Origin of the sequence: Corynebacterium sp. LaCa117, from assembly GCF_046717765.1 — a bacterium.
In the GTDB taxonomy this organism is placed as follows: domain Bacteria; phylum Actinomycetota; class Actinomycetes; order Mycobacteriales; family Mycobacteriaceae; genus Corynebacterium; species Corynebacterium kefirresidentii.
This window is the reverse complement of sequence record NZ_CP177102.1, coordinates 2,398,993-2,415,342: the sequence shown is the minus strand read 5'-3', so window position 1 is coordinate 2,415,342 and position 16,350 is coordinate 2,398,993. Positions and strand designations below refer to the sequence as shown.

16 protein-coding genes are annotated in these 16,350 nt (G+C 58.8%); 6 read left to right on the top strand and 10 right to left on the bottom strand.

Annotated features, from left to right (window positions below):
• Positions 1-77 precede the first annotated feature (77 nt).
• Entirely contained in the window at positions 78-1,352 is a 1,275-nt protein-coding gene (locus ACLI1L_RS11645; protein WP_411707634.1) for a cation:proton antiporter, read from the bottom strand.
• 34 nt (positions 1,353-1,386) lie between these two features.
• Positions 1,387-4,137, bottom strand: coding sequence for a (Fe-S)-binding protein (locus ACLI1L_RS11640; RefSeq protein ID WP_411707633.1), 2,751 nt, complete (start codon positions 4,135-4,137; stop codon positions 1,387-1,389).
• Between the two features lie 251 nt (positions 4,138-4,388).
• Between ACLI1L_RS11640 and ACLI1L_RS11635 the strand changes: the two genes are divergently transcribed.
• The 3 genes from ACLI1L_RS11635 to ACLI1L_RS11625 are packed head-to-tail and all read left to right on the top strand — an operon-like array spanning position 4,389 to position 6,011.
• On the top strand, positions 4,389-4,967 hold the full coding sequence (locus tag ACLI1L_RS11635; protein ID WP_394286851.1) for a DUF6230 family protein: 579 nt from the start codon (positions 4,389-4,391) through the stop codon (positions 4,965-4,967).
• Positions 4,957-5,421, top strand: coding sequence for a DUF6114 domain-containing protein (locus ACLI1L_RS11630; protein ID WP_411707632.1), 465 nt, complete (start codon positions 4,957-4,959; stop codon positions 5,419-5,421). Before ACLI1L_RS11635 ends, ACLI1L_RS11630 begins: the two co-directional genes overlap by 11 nt.
• Positions 5,418-6,011 (top strand): hypothetical protein, encoded by a 594-nt coding sequence (locus ACLI1L_RS11625; protein WP_411707631.1) that lies wholly within the window; start codon positions 5,418-5,420, stop codon positions 6,009-6,011. The genes ACLI1L_RS11630 and ACLI1L_RS11625 overlap by 4 nt, the downstream gene beginning before the upstream one ends.
• A gap of 36 nt (positions 6,012-6,047) precedes the next feature.
• On the opposite strand, the gene ACLI1L_RS11620 is transcribed toward ACLI1L_RS11625, so the two are convergent.
• From ACLI1L_RS11620 to ACLI1L_RS11610, 3 genes are all read right to left on the bottom strand, one after another.
• Entirely contained in the window at positions 6,048-7,985 is a 1,938-nt protein-coding gene (locus tag ACLI1L_RS11620; RefSeq protein ID WP_411707630.1) for an ABC transporter ATP-binding protein, read from the bottom strand.
• The gene (locus ACLI1L_RS11615; RefSeq protein ID WP_411707629.1) at positions 7,985-9,727 is read right to left on the bottom strand and encodes an ABC transporter ATP-binding protein; all 1,743 of its coding nucleotides are present in this window, start codon (positions 9,725-9,727) and stop codon (positions 7,985-7,987) included. The genes ACLI1L_RS11620 and ACLI1L_RS11615 overlap by 1 nt, the downstream gene beginning before the upstream one ends.
• 85 nt (positions 9,728-9,812) lie before the next feature.
• A complete protein-coding gene (locus ACLI1L_RS11610; RefSeq protein ID WP_411707628.1) occupies positions 9,813-10,232 on the bottom strand; it encodes a methylenetetrahydrofolate--tRNA-(uracil-5-)-methyltransferase in 420 nt (139 codons plus the stop codon).
• Positions 10,233-10,405: 173 nt separating this feature from the next.
• Here ACLI1L_RS11610 and ACLI1L_RS11605 point away from each other — a divergent pair, with 173 nt between their 5' ends.
• The 3 genes from ACLI1L_RS11605 to ACLI1L_RS11595 are packed head-to-tail and all read left to right on the top strand — an operon-like array spanning position 10,406 to position 13,373.
• Positions 10,406-11,191: a phosphoadenylyl-sulfate reductase gene (locus ACLI1L_RS11605; RefSeq protein WP_394286016.1), complete on the top strand. Its 786-nt coding sequence runs from the start codon at positions 10,406-10,408 to the stop codon at positions 11,189-11,191.
• Entirely contained in the window at positions 11,191-12,090 is a 900-nt protein-coding gene (gene cysD, locus ACLI1L_RS11600; protein ID WP_411707627.1) for a sulfate adenylyltransferase subunit CysD, read from the top strand. Before ACLI1L_RS11605 ends, cysD begins: the two co-directional genes overlap by 1 nt.
• Positions 12,090-13,373 carry a sulfate adenylyltransferase subunit 1 gene (locus tag ACLI1L_RS11595; RefSeq protein ID WP_411707626.1) on the top strand — a complete coding sequence of 428 codons (1,284 nt, stop codon included), beginning with the start codon at positions 12,090-12,092 and terminating at the stop codon, positions 13,371-13,373. Before cysD ends, ACLI1L_RS11595 begins: the two co-directional genes overlap by 1 nt.
• On the opposite strand, the gene ACLI1L_RS11590 is transcribed toward ACLI1L_RS11595, so the two are convergent.
• The 5 genes from ACLI1L_RS11590 to ACLI1L_RS11570 form a co-directional block, all read right to left on the bottom strand.
• Entirely contained in the window at positions 13,370-13,558 is a 189-nt protein-coding gene (locus tag ACLI1L_RS11590) for a hypothetical protein (protein WP_411707625.1), read from the bottom strand. The genes ACLI1L_RS11595 and ACLI1L_RS11590 overlap by 4 nt on opposite strands.
• A 111-nt stretch (positions 13,559-13,669) precedes the next feature.
• Positions 13,670-14,068, bottom strand: a complete 399-nt coding sequence (locus tag ACLI1L_RS11585) for a hypothetical protein (protein ID WP_411707624.1) — start codon at positions 14,066-14,068, stop codon at positions 13,670-13,672.
• Positions 14,069-14,143: 75 nt separating this feature from the next.
• Positions 14,144-14,470, bottom strand: a complete 327-nt coding sequence (locus ACLI1L_RS11580; protein ID WP_086588807.1) for a hypothetical protein — start codon at positions 14,468-14,470, stop codon at positions 14,144-14,146.
• Positions 14,461-15,615, bottom strand: a complete 1,155-nt coding sequence (locus ACLI1L_RS11575; RefSeq protein ID WP_411707623.1) for a TRAFAC clade GTPase domain-containing protein — start codon at positions 15,613-15,615, stop codon at positions 14,461-14,463. Before ACLI1L_RS11575 ends, ACLI1L_RS11580 begins: the two co-directional genes overlap by 10 nt.
• An 18-nt stretch (positions 15,616-15,633) precedes the next feature.
• Positions 15,634-16,179, bottom strand: a complete 546-nt coding sequence (locus ACLI1L_RS11570) for an LppP/LprE family lipoprotein (protein ID WP_411707622.1) — start codon at positions 16,177-16,179, stop codon at positions 15,634-15,636.
• Positions 16,180-16,350 lie beyond the last annotated feature (171 nt).

Genomic DNA, 16,350 nt, shown 5'->3' with positions numbered 1-16,350 from the left:
GAACCAAAGTTATTACTCACAATTTCCAGTCTAGGAAAATTCTGCCCTTCCAGGGACGTGCTCTCAGCGAACGCAGCCTATAGGTCCTTGGATTCAGCGTCAGGGATCTTCTCGTCCTTCTTTTCTTGCTGGTTTCCGCCCACCAGGCTGGCCAAGAATGGGAAGATGGCGACGGTAAGCGCTCCACCGGAGACGAAGATCGAGGCATTCTCGGCCTCCATGATTCCGGAATTGACCGCCAGGGACGTTACCGCCACGATGATTGGCAGACCGGTGGCGGAATACAAACTTACTTGGAGGCGCTCGCGGAAGGTTTCAATATCAGATCCGGTATGCCCAACATTTTCACGCAAGAAGACGGGCAGGCCACGCGTCACCAAGATGAGAGCTGGAATGCCCAGTACCTTCCACGGATTATGAGCGATGGTATCCCAGCTAATGCTCATGCCAGAGACCACAAAGAAGACTGGAATAAGCATCGAATAAAACACCACATCGAGGCGGTGCTCTAGGCGGCGGTGGAATTCATCCGGGATAATGCGGTTCAAGATGATGCCGGCGGCAAAAGCACCGAGCACAATATCGAGTTCAAAGACTGCGGTAACGGCCATAAGAATGGCCAGAATAAGGATGATAAGACGCAGAATCGTTTGGTTGGTTGAGCCCGCACCAGAGATAAAGGCGGTCTTTACCCAAGGGATCGTTGATGCGATAGCCGCTGGCATGATGGCGACAGCAACGGCGATGATGATGAAGAACAACAAAATGATCATCGTCGTCAGCGTGGAACGGGTACCCAGCAATAGTGCCATTGCGGTAATAGGGGCGACCTCACCAATGGCACCGTGAATCATCACAGAGTTGCCCACCTTGGTGCCCAGAATGCGGTCTTGTTTCAGCATCGGCGTGAGCGTGCCCAGCGCCGTTGAAGTCAGTGCCAAGGCAACCACGATGGCACCGGGCACGTTATCTACGAGGAAGTAGGCGCCCACTCCACAGGCGAGGGCACAGATTGCCCAAGTGGATAACGCCGTTCCGGCTTCCTTGGTTTTGAGGGTGGAGATTTGAATTTCAAAGCCCGCGAGGAGAAATAACGCTCCCACGCCGAGCTCCTTGAGCATTTCGATGCCTTCGTCCTCGGCGGCTAAATCGAGTACCGAAGGGCCAATAATCATGCCGAAAATCAGCAAGAGGGCTACCGATGGAAGACGGTGGCCCAACATATAGGAGACCAGCGGCGCCAGCAGAGCCGCGGCCATGATCCAAGCGAAGGAGACGAGGGAGTGTGTATTTTCGGTCGCGCCTGCCGCCAGCAGCAGGGCATCGGTGGGGAGTCCCGCATTAAAATGCATGGACTACAGCGTACGCACCCATGCCCCTGCGCGCCTACTCAGATTCAGGCGGCTGTGGCGCGCTTTCCGACGCCGGCGGTGCTGGCGGCGCAGCCTGTGGGGGCTTCGGTGCAGCTGGCGGCGTCGGTGCCGACGGAGCAGAAGGTGCACTTGGTGCAGGCGCAGCAGGTGCCGCGGGCGCAGCGGGTGCGGCCGGTGCTGCGGGTGCCTTTGGTGTAGGTGCTGCTGGGGCACTCGGTGGGGTAGGTGCGCTTGGTGCTGCGGGAGCTGCCGGCGCTTGGGGAGCTTGCGGTGCAGCTGGAGGCGTCGGTGCCGATGGAGCAGAAGGTGCGCTTGGCGCGGGTGCTGCGGGCGCTGCGGGTGCGTTCGGCGGCGTTGGAGCGCTTGGTGGTGTTGGAGCGGCTGGTGCTTTCGGTGCAGGTGCTGCCGGGGCACTCGGTGGGGTAGGTGCGCTTGGTGCTGCGGGAGTTGCCGGTGCTTGGGGAGCTTGCGGTGCAGCTGGAGGCGTTGGCGCTGATGGAGTAGAAGGTGCACTTGGCGCAGGCGCAGCCGGTGCCGCAGGGGCGGCGGGCGCGCTTGGTGCCGAGGGCGCCGCGGGTGCGCTTGGGGCTGCCGGTGCCGAGGCGGACGGGGCGGGGGCGCTGGGAGCATCGGAAGTGGGGGCGTCGGCAAGCGGGGCAGGCTCGGTGGACTCCGCAGCCTTCTGGTGGCGCACCGGGGTGGCAAGGAAGGCCTTGGGGTGGGGCTCAGGCAGGGTACCGGCCTCATCGAGGGAAATAGAATTGCGCAGCATTACAGCCACGTCATTGACCTTGGCGGCGGGGGTGGAATCCTGCGCCAAGGACTTCACGCCGCCGGTCATCATGACATTACAGAAGGGGCAACCGGTGGCAATTTCTTCCGCGCCGGTCTCCAAAGCCTGCTCGGTGCGGAAGTCATTGATGCGGGTGCCGAGCTTTTCTTCCATGAACATGCGGGCACCGCCGGCGCCACAGCAGAAGGCTTCGTCGCGGTTCTTGTCCATCTCGCGCAGTTCCACGCCGGTGGCCTCGAGTAGCTCGCGTGGGGGATCGAAGACCTTATTGTGGCGACCGAGGAAGCAAGGGTCGTGGTAGGTAATCGGCTTGCGGTTCTCCGGCGTGCGCGGCACTGGTTTGAGCAGGCCTTCGCGTACCAGGCGGTTGAGCAGCTGAGTGTGGTGGAAGACGTCGAAATGTCCGTCAAAGTCCGGGTACTCGTTGCGGATGGTATTAAAGCAGTGTGGGCAAGTGGTGATGATCTTGCGCTGGCCCTCCGGTACGCCGTCAAAGGCATTGTTGAGGGTTTCTACGTTTTGCTGCGCCATCATCTGGAAAAGGAACTCGTTGCCAGCGCGGCGTGCGGGATCGCCCGTACAGGTCTCGCCTGTGGAGAGCACACCAAACTTCACACCTGCGGTGTGCAGCAGGTCTACAACCGCACGGGTGGTGCGGCGGCCGTCATCATCATAAGCACCGGCGCAGCCCACCCAGAGCAGGTATTCCATATCGGAGAAATCGGCCTCGTCCTCACCGATGATGGGCACGTCGATGCCATCGGCGCGGGCCTCATCGATCCAGGCGCGGCGCTCAGAATTATTCCGGCCCCACGGGTTGCCCTTGTTTTCCATGTTTTTGAATAGGCCGGTGAGCTCGGAGGGGAAGTCCGATTCCGCTAGCACCTTAAAGCGGCGCAGGTCCGCGATGTGATCGATGTGCTCAATATCGGTAGGGCACTGATCCACGCACGCACCACAGTTGGTACAAGACCACAGCACGTCGTCATCGATAACGCCGGCCATGGACAGTACATCCAGGCCCTCGTGCGGGTTGTAATTATCCAGTGCGCCCTGGCGCAGGTCCATCATGAGCTTTTTGGGGCTCAGTGGCTTCTCGGTATTCCAGGCAGGGCATAGCTCCTGGCAGCGGCCGCACTCGGTACATGAAGTGGAATCCAGCAGCATCTTCCAGCTGCCTGGTGTGATGTCCTCTTCCAAGTCCGGGGTGGGCAGGGACTGCAGTGCCTTCTCACCGGTGGCATTGCGCTGGAAGAAGATATTGAAAAAGCTGGTGAAGCGGTGCCACATCACGCCCCACTGGAAATTGCGGGAAATGAAGACGATAAACAGCATGCCGGACAGCAGCTTGAACAGGGCGAAGAAGCTTACCAGGGCCGGTGACTCGGGGAAGAGCTTGGCCAAGTGGATGCTTAAGAAATCCGCCCAGGCGGAACCGCCGCCGTAGGTGGCGATCTTGGTGGACTTCACCAAGAGCATGCCGAGGCCCTCAGAAAAGACGATGAACTCTACCCAGCGTGCGGAGGCGGTCTGGGAGTTGAAAAAGCGGCTGCCACGCTCGGTATCGCCGAGCTTGAGGCGCACACCGATGAGGAAGCCAATGCCGAGCACCGTCGCGATGCCCAAGACTTCTTCCACAAAGTGGTAGACCGGCCAGTGGCTGAGCCACGGCCAGCCCTTATTCGGTGCGAAGGTTTGGATATAGGCTTCGAACCACACCAGGATGCCGAAAAGGAATCCCACCATCACCAGCCAGTGGGCGGCATTGACCAGAGGCTTGCCCTTGAAGTGGGAATGGCCAAAGACCTCCGCAATCACGCGCCATAGGCGTTTGCCCGGGTTATCGGTGCGCTTGAGCTGGGGAGGCCCGCCCGAGCGGATGAACTTGAAGAGGGCCCATACGCGGGTGAAAAAGTACAACCACACCGGAATCGATGCGGCTATAGCGATCCAACCGAACACGGTGGTCATGCGTGCTCCTTTAATACTGATGCTCCACGTTTCTCTCTACCTTAAAGCCTTAGGGTGAAAATCCCAGAGTCTGCATTCAGTGCGGTATTTCGGCAGGATGGGCGGTACACTATCAATTTGAGAAACTCGGCCGTCATATTCTTTTTAAACGTGCTGTACACGGCGGCGGGGTATAGCCAGTGCCGGTGGCCGCAGCAGGGCCCAAGCTGGCAAGAAGTGGACCTAGACCGCCGCAGAAAGGGCAAATCGCCATGGGCAAAACGAATATCACCAAGGCCGCGGTGGCCTTGACCGCAGGCCTTGCCGCCTTTGGTGTTACCGGCTTTGCCGTGGCGCAGGGTGGTTTGACCGCAAACCTGGCCCTTTCCGGTAGCTTTTTCAAGATCACCATGGGGCACTTGGACGGAGAAGGCTTTTCGCTTTTTGTTGATGATGACCAAAAGGCCGAAGAACACCTTCCCGTCGCGCGCATCAAGCTGGACCATGCCAAGGTCTCTGACCTGTGCCTTTCCGTGACGGTTCCGAAGGTGCCCGGCGTTGGTGGAGAAGCTACCCTCGCGCTGAAGGCTGAGGGTGAGGGCAGCGTGGAGTCCGATAGCCTGCTGGTCGGTGCGACCGACGTGGATGGTTCCTTGGTGATGCAGGATGTCAACGTGGGCATCGATGCCAATCAGCTCAGCGATACCGCAGATCCCGGCACTTGGGGCCTCTATTCCAAGCAGGTCTCCCTCAAAGCCGATGATGTGAAGGCTACCTCCGTGGGCGCGCAGCGCCTTTCTGCCAAGAATGTGGGAGTGACGGTGAGGAGGGGATCCGATAATGGCTGCTGAGCCCGCCACGGAAGAAACACAGACCCTCCCGACAGTCGAGGCATCGGGCGCGGAATCCAAGCCTAGTGCTTGGCAGCGCTTTCGCCGCTGGCGCACCGGCCGGCCGTTTATCCCCGGCCTATTGCTCATCCTATCCGGCATCATCATTGCCGCGCCGGCCTATATCACCATCCATATTTCTGACCTTTTGGTCATGATCTCCACTATTTCTGGCGTATCTACGCTGCTTATTGGCGTGTTGCTGGCTATGTTTGGGCTTGGTGCGTGGTTCCAGCCGGCAACCTCGAATTATGTCGGAGTGCTAGGCATCATCGTGGCCATTATCGCCTTGCCGACGTCCAATTTGGGTGGCTTCATTATCGGCTCCCTGCTCGGCATTATTGGTGGGGCTTTTACCTTTGCCTGGCAACCAGGGGAGAAGGAGCGCCGCGCCAAGGAAGCAGCTGAACAATGACGAGGGCGATGCCGCGGGCAGCACGCAGCTGCCTAGCCGTGTTGACCTGTGCTTTGGTGGTCGCTGGTGTGAGCGGTTCCGAGCGGGTCAAGGCGCAAGACGCCCCAGCGGCTCCATACTTCAGTACCGTCTTCGCGGATAAGGTGACGCTGACGAAAAATGTCACCGTTTCTTTGGGTACTTTCCCCACCGCCAGTGGCGATGTGCGGGTGTTGGAGCTCAAGGGCGAGAACCTCGACATCGATAATCTGGGGATTACGCTACCCGGGCGCTATGGCGATGGCATGCTAACCACAGGTGGAGATACTACCGAGGTGCGCGGGGGACCGGTGACCATCATGGCTACCGGGCTCAAAGCCACCCCGGCGGTGGGGGATGTTTCTGCGCCTTCCGCAGAAATCGATTTGAGCCGGGACGATATCAAGGCCGTGCTGGATAAGCTCGGTGTCCCAGAGCCGCACCCCGTCCCCGATGCACAGGTGCCAGACGTAGTCATGGACCATATCGAGCTGCGCGATGTCACCCTTGAGCTGGTTAACCTCAAGGGCGCTCATTTCAACGCGCCGACGGTGACTGTGGGGCTGGGATAGCTCTTCGCCGGGGCCGGAAAAGAACGCTCAGGTGGCCTATCCCTGCGCGAACTGGGACTGATGTAGGCGCCAATATGCGCCCTGGGCCGCAAGGAGATCATCGTGCGAGCCCTGTTCGACGATGGTGCCCTTTTCCATGACGAGGATGAGGTCAGCATCGCGAATGGTGGACAAGCGGTGGGCAATGACAAAGGAAGTGCGATCCGCGCGCAGCGCGTTCATCGCTTCTTGGACGAGTACTTCGGTGCGGGTATCGACCGAAGAAGTAGCTTCATCGAGGATGAGCAGCGCGGGCTGGGCCAAGAAAGCGCGAGCGATGGTGATGAGCTGACGCTCGCCGGCCGAGATAGCACCGCCGTCCTGGTCGATAATGGTGTTATAACCATCGGGCAGGGCGTGTACGAAGCGGTCCACATAAGTTGCCTTTGCAGCGGCGATGACCTCCTCGTCCGTTGCGTCCAAGCGTCCGTAGCGGATGTTTTCCATGATCGACCCCTTGAAGAGCACGGCGTCCTGAAGCACCATTCCCACCTGGGAGCGTAGCGTCTGGCGAGGCATGCGGGCGATATCGTGCCCGTCAATGAGAATCTGACCGTCGTTTAAGTCATAAAAGCGCATGAGCAGGTTGACCAAGGTGGTCTTGCCGGCGCCGGTAGGGCCGACAATTGCTGCGGTCTGGCCGGGCTCCACACGCAGGTTGAGGCCGGTGATAAGTTCCTTATCCTCCGAGTAGGAGAAATCAACGTCTTGGAATTCAACGAGTCCGCGGGCGCGGCCGGGGAGGTCCTCGTCGGTGGTGTCGGGGGTTTGTTCCTCGGCGTCGAGAAGCTCAAAGACGCGTTCGGCCGAGGCCACGCCGGACTGCACCTGCTGCATCATGCCGCCAAGCTGGCCCAACGGCTGGTTGAACTCGCGAGAATACTGGATAAACGCAGTGGCTGCGCCCAAAGTCATGTGGCCATTAGCCACGCGCAGGCCGCCCAAGACCGCGATGGCAACGTAGGACAGATAGGACAGGAACTGCATGATTGGCATCATGATGCCGGACAGGAACTGAGCCTTAGCTGCGGAGTGGTAGAGCTCTTCGTTGCGCTTATCAAATTCCTCCGTCATAGCTTCCGTGCGCCCGAAGATGATGGCGAGGTCATGGCCGGAGAAGGATTCTTCTACCTGGCCATTGAGTTGTCCGGTAGAGCGCCATTGCGTTTTGAATTGGCGCTGTGAGCGTCCACCGATGACTCCGATGACTAGAGCGGTAAGCGGCAGGGCCAGGAGAGCAACCAGCGCGAGCTGCCAGGAAACGCTAAACATCATGATGGTGATGCCAATGACCAAAAGCGCGTCATAAAACAGCTGCGAAAGTGCTTGCTGCAGGGCCTGCTGCACGTTGTCGATGTCATTGGTGGTGCGCGAGAGGATATCGCCGCGCTGCTGGGAATCAAAGTAGTTCAGCGGCAGCGCATTAATCTTGGCCTCTACCTGCTCACGCAGGTCAAACACGGTATCCATGCTGATCTTATTGAGGATGGCCCCCTGCCACCATTGGAAGCCGGAAGAGACGATATACATTGCGATAACGGTAATGATGAGCGTACCCAAGCGCTGAAAGTCAATACCGTGGCCAGGGATGAAGTCCATAGCGGAAGCCATGTCTGCGAAGCGGTCCTGTCCTTGCGCACGCATGCCATCGATGGCTTGTTGGGCGGTTATATCGGCAGGAAGGTTACGGGAGATAACTCCGGCGAAGATGACGTCCATGGCCTTGCCCATGACCTTGGGTGCCACAACTGCCAAAAAGATACAGACAATATTCATCGCTGCTACGGCCCATAGTCTGCGCTTAAATGGGGCAAGCAAGGAAAAGAGGCGCTTGATGGAGGGCCAAAAGTTTTTGGCTTGGCGCGGAGCAGATTCGCCCATGGGGCCGGTGGAGTGCTCCGTGGACTCGGCGGTGGAGGCGGTATTTTCAGCCATTAGTTCGCGCCTCCTGCAGCAGCGGCGGTTTCTTGGGAATCAACAATTTCTTGGTACACAGCGCAACGCCCAAGGAGCTCCTCGTGCGTGCCGCGGTCAACAATGCGGCCGGCATCGAGTACCAGGATTTGGTCGGCATCGCGAATGGATGCCACGCGCTGGGCGACGATTATGCTGGTCACCGGTTGCTCACGTTGTGCGAAGGAAGCCTGCATTGCGGCGCGCACCTTGGCGTCGGTAGCCACGTCCAGCGCGGAAAAGGAATCATCAAAGAGGTAAACCAGCGGGCGGGCGACCAGCATGCGCGCGATGGATAGGCGTTGGCGCTGGCCGCCGGAGACATTGGTGCCGCCTTGAGCGATAGGCATGTCTAGGTCCTCCACGAAATCAGCCTGGGCTACGCGCAGTGCCTCCCAGAGCTCCTCATCGGTGGCTTCGGGGCGGCCAAGGCGCAGGTTGGAAGCGACCGTTCCACTGAAAAGGTAAGCCTTTTGCGGAACGAGGGACACGCGCTGGACGATGTCCTGGCGGGCCAGGGAGGTCGTCGGGGTGGCGTCGATAAGCACCTGGCCTTCCGTCGGAACATATAGGCGCGGGATAAGGGAAATTAGGGTGGTTTTGCCCGAGCCGGTCGAGCCGATGATGGCCGTGGTAGTTCCGGGCTGCGCGGTAAAGGAAATATCCTCTAGCACCGGTGCCTCTGCGCCGCTATAGGAAAAGCTGACATTGCGAAATTCCACCGTACCGGTGGACGTCTCCGGGGTTGTGGTGGACTCCGGCGGGGTAATGGACGGCTCATGGTTGAGAACTTCAGTGATGCGGCGGGCGCAAATGATGGCGCGCGGAAGCATCATCGCCATGAATGTTCCCATCATTACCGCAGCGAGAATTTGGAGCAGATATTGCAAGAATGCGGTGAGGGATCCGACATTGACCAATCCCTCGTCTACGCGATGGCCACCAAACCACAGCACCGCGCCCGTGGCCACGTTGAGGATCACCGTAATGAGCGGAAACATCACCACGAAAAGGCGGCCGATGTTCAAAGACAGCTGGGTAATTTCCTTATTAGCCTGGGTAAAACGCTCGGTTTCGTACGCCTCACGCACGAAGGCGCGCACCACGCGAATGCCGGTAATTTGCTCGCGCAGGGTGCCATTGATGGCATCCAGCTTGTCCTGCATGATGCGAAAGAGTGGCATGAGACGGGCAATGATGACGGAAATTGTGCCAAGCAATACTGCCACGGACACCCACACCAGCCAGGACAGCCCGGCGTCTTCGCGCATGGCCATGATGATGCCGCCGATGGACATAATCGGCGCGGTCACCATGAAGTTGAGCATCATCATATAGACCATTTGCACCTGCTGGACGTCATTGGTGCCACGGGTGATAAGCGTAGGCGTGCCAAAGCGGCTCATATCCTCAGTCGACAAGGAATTGACGTGGCGAAACACCTGGCTGCGCACGTCTCGGCCTACGCCCATGGCGGTGCGGCTGCCGCACCATACGGCGCCAATGGCGGTGATGACTTGGGCAAAAGCAACGGCAAGCATGATCCCACCGGTGTGCCAAATGAAATCTACATCGCCTTGGGCCACGCCTTCATCAATGATCTTGGCATTGAGCGATGGGAGATAGAGTGTGGCGGCCGTGGAGAGGGCCTGAAGCACGAGCACTGCTATGAAATACGGCGTATATGGTGCCGACCGTCGTATGAGAATGCGAACCAGATCCATGGACTCGCGCCCCTTTCCTTGCCGTGGCTGGGTAGCCGTGCAAGTTTATATCTAGGGTGAGCGGGGCGCTAGTCTGAGTCTTCCTTTAAATCCCCACATGCGCCAGCTGCGCGCGGGTGATGACGCGGTGCCAATCCTCGAAGTCTTCGAGGGGAGCGCACAGCCCTTCCCAGGTAGTTACGGCGACGCCTCGGGCCTTGAGCTCGAGAATGAGCAGATCGCGGTCGCCGGCGGCAGAAAGGCGGTGGATTTCGTTATGGGTGATATCGCCGTCGGGCCCTACGCGCACGTTGCCGATGAGACGGAGCCGGGGAGTGGTGCCGGGGCCGCAGTGGGATCTTGAGACGGCGTCGGCAAGCACGCCTGCGAGGCCGGCAAAGCGTCGAAGTAGACCGAATGGTGCGGTACGTTGAGTAATGAGGTCCACACACATGCCAGCGCTGATAAGTTTCTCGGCGGTGGATAGGGCGGACGGCCCCTCCCCGATGATGGCTATACGCTGCATGGAAGTGCCTCCTTGGGTGGGGCGTGGACACCCCGCAATAGACTGTCTTGTCTGTAAATCTAGTCCGCTTGGTACGGATTGGAAACTTTTTATTCGCAGCTCCCGCCAAGCTCAGCGGCTTTTCGCGCATAATCTCCTGCACCGCCTTGGGGTTTTGCCTAATGTGTGACGGCATGAACCCAACAACGAACCTGCTGGACGGTGGCAAGAACTACCGTGACCCCAGCATCTCCCCGGAAGGCACGCGGGATACCGCGCCGCTGGACGCCGAGGTAGCCGCGCGCAACCAGCAATTGGTAGACCAGTGGGCGGATAAGCTGCACGATGCCCCTGCCGAAACCATCACCGAATGGGCCGCCGAGCATGCTCCCGGCCGCCTTGCGGTGACCATGTCCATGGAAAATACGGTCTTGGCCGAGCTCGCCCACCGCGCCGGGCTCGATGCGGATCTGCTGTTTATCGATACCGGCTGGCACTTCCCGGAAACCCTCCAGGTGGCCGATGAGGTAGAAAAGCATTACTCGGACCTGCCCCTAGTGCGGGTGCTGCCGCTATTGAGCCCAGAGGAACAAGACGAGGTCTACGGCCCGCGCCTTTATGCCCGCGATACCGCGGCCTATAACCGCATGCGCAAAGTCGAGCCGCTGAATATGGCGATGGACCCGTATGCCGGCTGGGTTACCGGCCTGCGCCGCGCCGATTCCGAGCACCGCGCTAGCGCCCCGGCGCTGAGCTTGGATCGCACTGGTCGGTTGAAGATATCGCCCATCATCACCTGGGATTTAGACGATACGGACCGCTATATCGAGGACAACGACCTCATCATCCACCCACTTACCCTGCAGGGATACCGCTCCATCGGCTGCGCCCCGCTGACCTTCCCGGTTGGCGAAGGCGAGGATGCCCGATCCGGGCGCGTATTTGCAGACGGCAAGACAGAATGCGGGTTACACGAATAATGAGCACACTTTCTCCACACTTAAAAGATCTAGAAAATGAGTCCATCCACATCCTGCGCGAGGTGGCTGGCCAATTCGATAAGGTTGGCATCCTCTTTTCTGGCGGCAAGGACTCCGTTGTTGTTTTTGAGCTGGCCCGCCGCGCCTTCGCGCCGGCCACGGTGCCGTTCGAGCTCCTCCACGTCGATACCGGGCATAACTTCCCTGAGGTCATCGACTTCCGCGACCGCCTCGTGGAAGAATCTGGTGCCCACCTGCACGTCGCCCGCGTCCAAGAGTGGATTGACCGCGGCGACCTGCAGGAGCGCCCCGATGGTACCCGCAACCCGCTGCAGTCGGTGCCGCTGGTAGAGACCATCGCCGAGCGCGAGTATGACGCCGTATGCGGCGGCGCCCGCCGCGATGAGGAGCGCGCCCGCGCCAAGGAGCGCATCTTCTCCATCCGCGATTCTTTCGGCGGCTGGGATCCTCGCCGCCAGCGCCCCGAGCTCTGGGATCTGTACAACGGCGGAAAGATGGCCGGTGAAAACGTTCGCGTATTCCCCATTTCCAACTGGACCGAGTCCGATATTTGGGAATACATCGGCGCCCGCGAACTGGAGCTGCCCTCCATCTACTACTCCCACGAGCGTGAGGTATTCAAGCGCAACGGCATGTGGCTAGCCCCTGGTGAATGGGGTGGCCCGGCCGAGGGCGAGGAGCTGGAAACCCGCACCGTGCGCTACCGCACCGTGGGCGATATGTCCTGCACCGGCGCCGTGGAATCCACGGCATCGACGCCGGATGAGGTGCTCGCGGAGATTTCCATTTCCACCCTTTCTGAGCGCGGCGCCACCCGCGCCGATGACAAACTCTCCGAGTCCGCTATGGAGGACCGCAAGAAGGAAGGCTACTTCTGATGACGACCACCCTCGCGCCGAATGTCGGCGCCCTCAAGCAGCGCGATACCCTGCGCCTGTGCACCGCCGGCTCTGTCGATGACGGCAAGTCCACCTTCGTCGGCCGCCTGCTCTATGACACCAAGTCCGTGCTCGCGGACCAGGTCGAGTCCATGGAGCGCACCTCCACCGATCGCGGCTTCGATGGCATGGACCTTTCCTTGCTTGTCGACGGCCTGCGTGCCGAGCGCGAGCAGGGCATCACTATCGACGTGGCCTACCGCTACTTCGCCACGGATAAGCGCACCTTCATCCTCGCCGATACCCCGGGGCACGTGCAGTACACCCGCAATACGGTCACCGGCATGTCTACCTCGCAGGTAGTGGTGCTTCTTATCGACGCCCGCCATGGCGTCGTCGAACAAACCCGCCGCCACCTCAACGTCGCCGCCCTCCTCGGCGTGCGCCACGTGGTCCTCGCGGTGAACAAGATTGACCTCGTGGACTACGACGAGCAGGTCTTTCGCGATATTGAGTCCGAGTTCAACCAGATCGCCGCGCGCTTGGACATCACTGATACCACCGTGGTGCCGATTTCCGCGCTCAAGGGCGATAACGTGGTCGTGCGTTCCTCTAATATGCCCTGGTATACCGGACCGACTGTCCTCGAGGTGCTCGAGACCGTCCCCGTGGCCACTGGCCGCGCCGATGAGCTGGATTTCCGTTTCCCCATCCAGTACGTCATCCGCGAGCACGCCTTCGATTACCGCGGCTACGCCGGCCGCGTGAAGGCAGGCTCCATCTCCGTGGGCGATGAGGTCCACCTGCCCGAGGGCCGCACCAGCACCATCACCCAGATCGACACTGCCGACGGCCCCGCCAACTCCGCCGCCACCGGCGACTCCGTGACGCTCTTGCTTGCCGACGACATCGATCTCGCCCGCGGCGATCTCATCGCCGGTCCCCAGCGCCCCGCGTCCACCCGCGAATTCGATGCCACAGTCGTCGGCCTGACCGAAAAGGACATCAAGCCCGGCCAGATGCTCAAGCTGCGCTATGGTTCCTCCCTGGTCAAGGCCCGCATCGCCGCCATCACCCGCACCCTAGACCTCGATGGCGTCTCCGATGTGGAAGACCCCGAGTCTGTCGCTATGAACGACATCGCCCACATCACCATCCAGACCCAAGCCGAGCTCCCCGTGGAGGACTACGCCGCCCGCGGCGCGGTGGGCAACTTCCTGCTCATCGACCAGTCTTCCGGCAACACCCTCGCCGCCGGCTTCGTGGGCCATCGCCTGCGCTAGTCGTTCTTCGCGCCGCTGCTGCTTCTCTCACAGCGCATCATTATGATGCCCGTGATTCCGAGCAACAGCGGCGTGGAGATACCGAACACCGTAGGCCCTACTACGGTTAAGTTCACGCTCAGCAGGACAACCGCCGCCACCAGAGCAAAAGCCCCGAGCTTCTGCTGAAACGTCTCCTCGCTCATTCCTATCTCTCCTTCGGCTACGCTTTGGCCACGATAACCTGCTCCTAGTTCCCCGCGAAAGCCTAGAACGCGGCCACTTTTGGCTGCCGCGCCCCTCTAGGCTTTTGGTACTTATGGGAAGAATATTTCTCCCACAGCGGGGCCTAGCTCTGAGAAAAATTCTGGAGTGTTGCCGGCGACCTTTCCCTGCCATTGGATTTTGTCATCTTCGTTGTAGTCCAATGCGCTGGCCAGCGTATCTCCGGCTAATCGGTCTAACCAGCCTTCTATAGCGGTTTCTTCTTCCGACATGGCAGAACCAGGTCCCGGAAGAACTGTCATTTCCACTCCCACGTACGCAATCCCTCTCGGATTTGAGACTGTGAAAATGGCGTATGCGAGTCCTGCAGTTCTCCACACCGCCCGAAGCTCTACTGCAGCCGGAGAAAGCCCATTGTCTCCTGCGTAGTATCGCTTTAGCAGGCAGTTCATCTTCTCCGCGAACTCTGTTGAATTCCAGCCATCAGTCATCTTCATCATTCTTCTGGGGATGAGGTCTTGATATTCACGGCGGCGATTAACTGTTTAAAGAGCCCAGATTCTTTTCTAGTTTTCTGCATTCCAGAGCTTGCTGTATTCGTCCGCAATCAAGGGCCACATAAAAGAGCATGCTTCGTCGTAGGAGCGTACATCGGTAATGGCATGGCCGCTGATAACTAGGTCGTGGTAAATCAAGCGACCTGATTCATCATGGCGTTCCTCTGGATCTGGAAACCTTAATGCCAAGTGTCCATTGCAGCGCTCAAACACGTGGCGGGAGTTTTCAAAGCCCGAAAATGCCTCAAGATATGGCGGCAATGGGTCCTTATAGCCGCCATCGAGTAAGAACTTATGGCCCCAGTGTTTGCCTCGCGTAGCCCAGATTATTTCCATCGCGGCGACCTTTCGAGAATGTCGTTGTCGATGCTCTCGCGCAATTTCATGACGAAATCTGTAAGCAACAATTCCTTAAATGCATGCTTTTCCACCGCATTATTTCGAGCCTCGGCAATCACCGGAATGGCTGCAGACATGAGCGGGTCAACCAGACCAGCGATACCTTGAGCCTTGGCCAGGAAATTAAATGGCATCTTGTTTACTTTGCCAAGCATCGCAAAAGCCGATTGTGCTATACCAAGTCCCCTTTTCACCATCTTTTCGTCCGCTAGGCCAGCCGGGAGAAGGCGCAATACATTCCACCGCTGGTAGCGCTGGATAGGCAAAATCGTAGATAACGGAAGCAAGGCGTCGACGCCTTTGTGCTTTTCTAAATCAATTGTGCCGTTCTTGAACTCAGCTGAAGAGATGACGATGTAGTCCTCTCCGACGGATAGAGCCTCGTCGCCGTTGACGAAATCTGCCAGAACTTTGCGCAGCGCGTTCAGTTCATCAGCGGCATGAAGAACGACGAGCTCATGGAGTCGGTGTGCGTCCATTTCCGGCATCAGGTCAGCTTTGGAAAGGGCGATTACCCAGATACGAGGGAACTGTTTTAACCGTTCGTCTTTTGCAAGAATATCGGATTTAATTCCGAGCAGGGTATTACGGAACGTGCCAAACAGGGATTTTAGGTAACGCTCTTCGTCGTCCTGGTGTTCTAGTAGCTTCTGTGCATCCACCAAAACAAGAGCAACGTCCGATTGCACAAGTTGACGGAAGGTAGCGGCGCGATCCTTCCTTTCGCTCTCAGAGCTGATCTCGGATTCGAACCATTCTCCTGGGTAATCGTGCCAAGTGATGCCGATACGTGACGGCTTCGTCTTTGGGGTTAGAGGCTGTGATTCAGGATCGAGCCTAAATTCAAAGGGAGAAGAGACAAACTTGTCCTGCATTGGGGCCTGGGCCTGTTTCTTCATGCCTAGATATTTTTGCCACAAGTCATTTCCACGAGCAGTGTCTTTTGCGAGAAAGCGATAGCCATTTTTCTTGATTGCCGCTGGTTCGTTTAAACGTCCGAACAGCGAGGAAAGAAGCACCGTTTTCCCGCTTCCGGCTTGCCCGAAGACGGCGATGTGCTGGTGAAGTTTTTGTTTGCCCATAGTTTGAAAATACATGGGTCACGCAGTTGGTGGGACATCTCCAGACATAATGACCTTTTGCTGGGTTTCATCCCAGCGGAAGCCAGCGTCAGTCGTACCGGAGCGGTTCGCGTTGCCTTCGCCTTCGCGCGGCCAGTGGTAGGTTACCGCGATCTCGGAGTCACTCACGCGCTCAATAGTGGGGGCGAATCCATAGGGCTTTGCCGTTGCGGTGCCTAAATATTCGCCATGGTTAAACAACATAATGTGGAAGGGCGAAGAACTAGTTCCTCCCTCAATCATCAGCGTTTCCCACGATAGAGATGCACAGGGATCGTAGCCTGAGGAATCGAAAAGCTCCCATCCGATGGTGCCCCACGGAGCTACTTGGGATACGCCCTCGGAGAAAGCAGCTTGGGCATCTGCCGCGCCACACGACGAAGTGGTGTCGGCTTCCGGGCTCGGCTGCTCGTCATCCATCATCACGTTCGGTGGCACCGGCCGAGTAGGTTCTTCTTCCGTCGCAGCAGAGTCAGTGGGCGATTCTTCCGGCTTGGCATCGCTACTTTCTTCCGTAACGGACATTGACGCCGACTCAACCGAAAACTCCTGTGCGGTTGTATCCGACGTTTCGTCATCGCAGGAAGCCAAGGAGAAACTAATAAGGGCGGCGCTCGCTGCAATGCTTATACGGCTTATTCGGCCTAGGTGGGCAGATGATTTAGGCATAAGATATTGCTTTCAAATTGAGGCGGT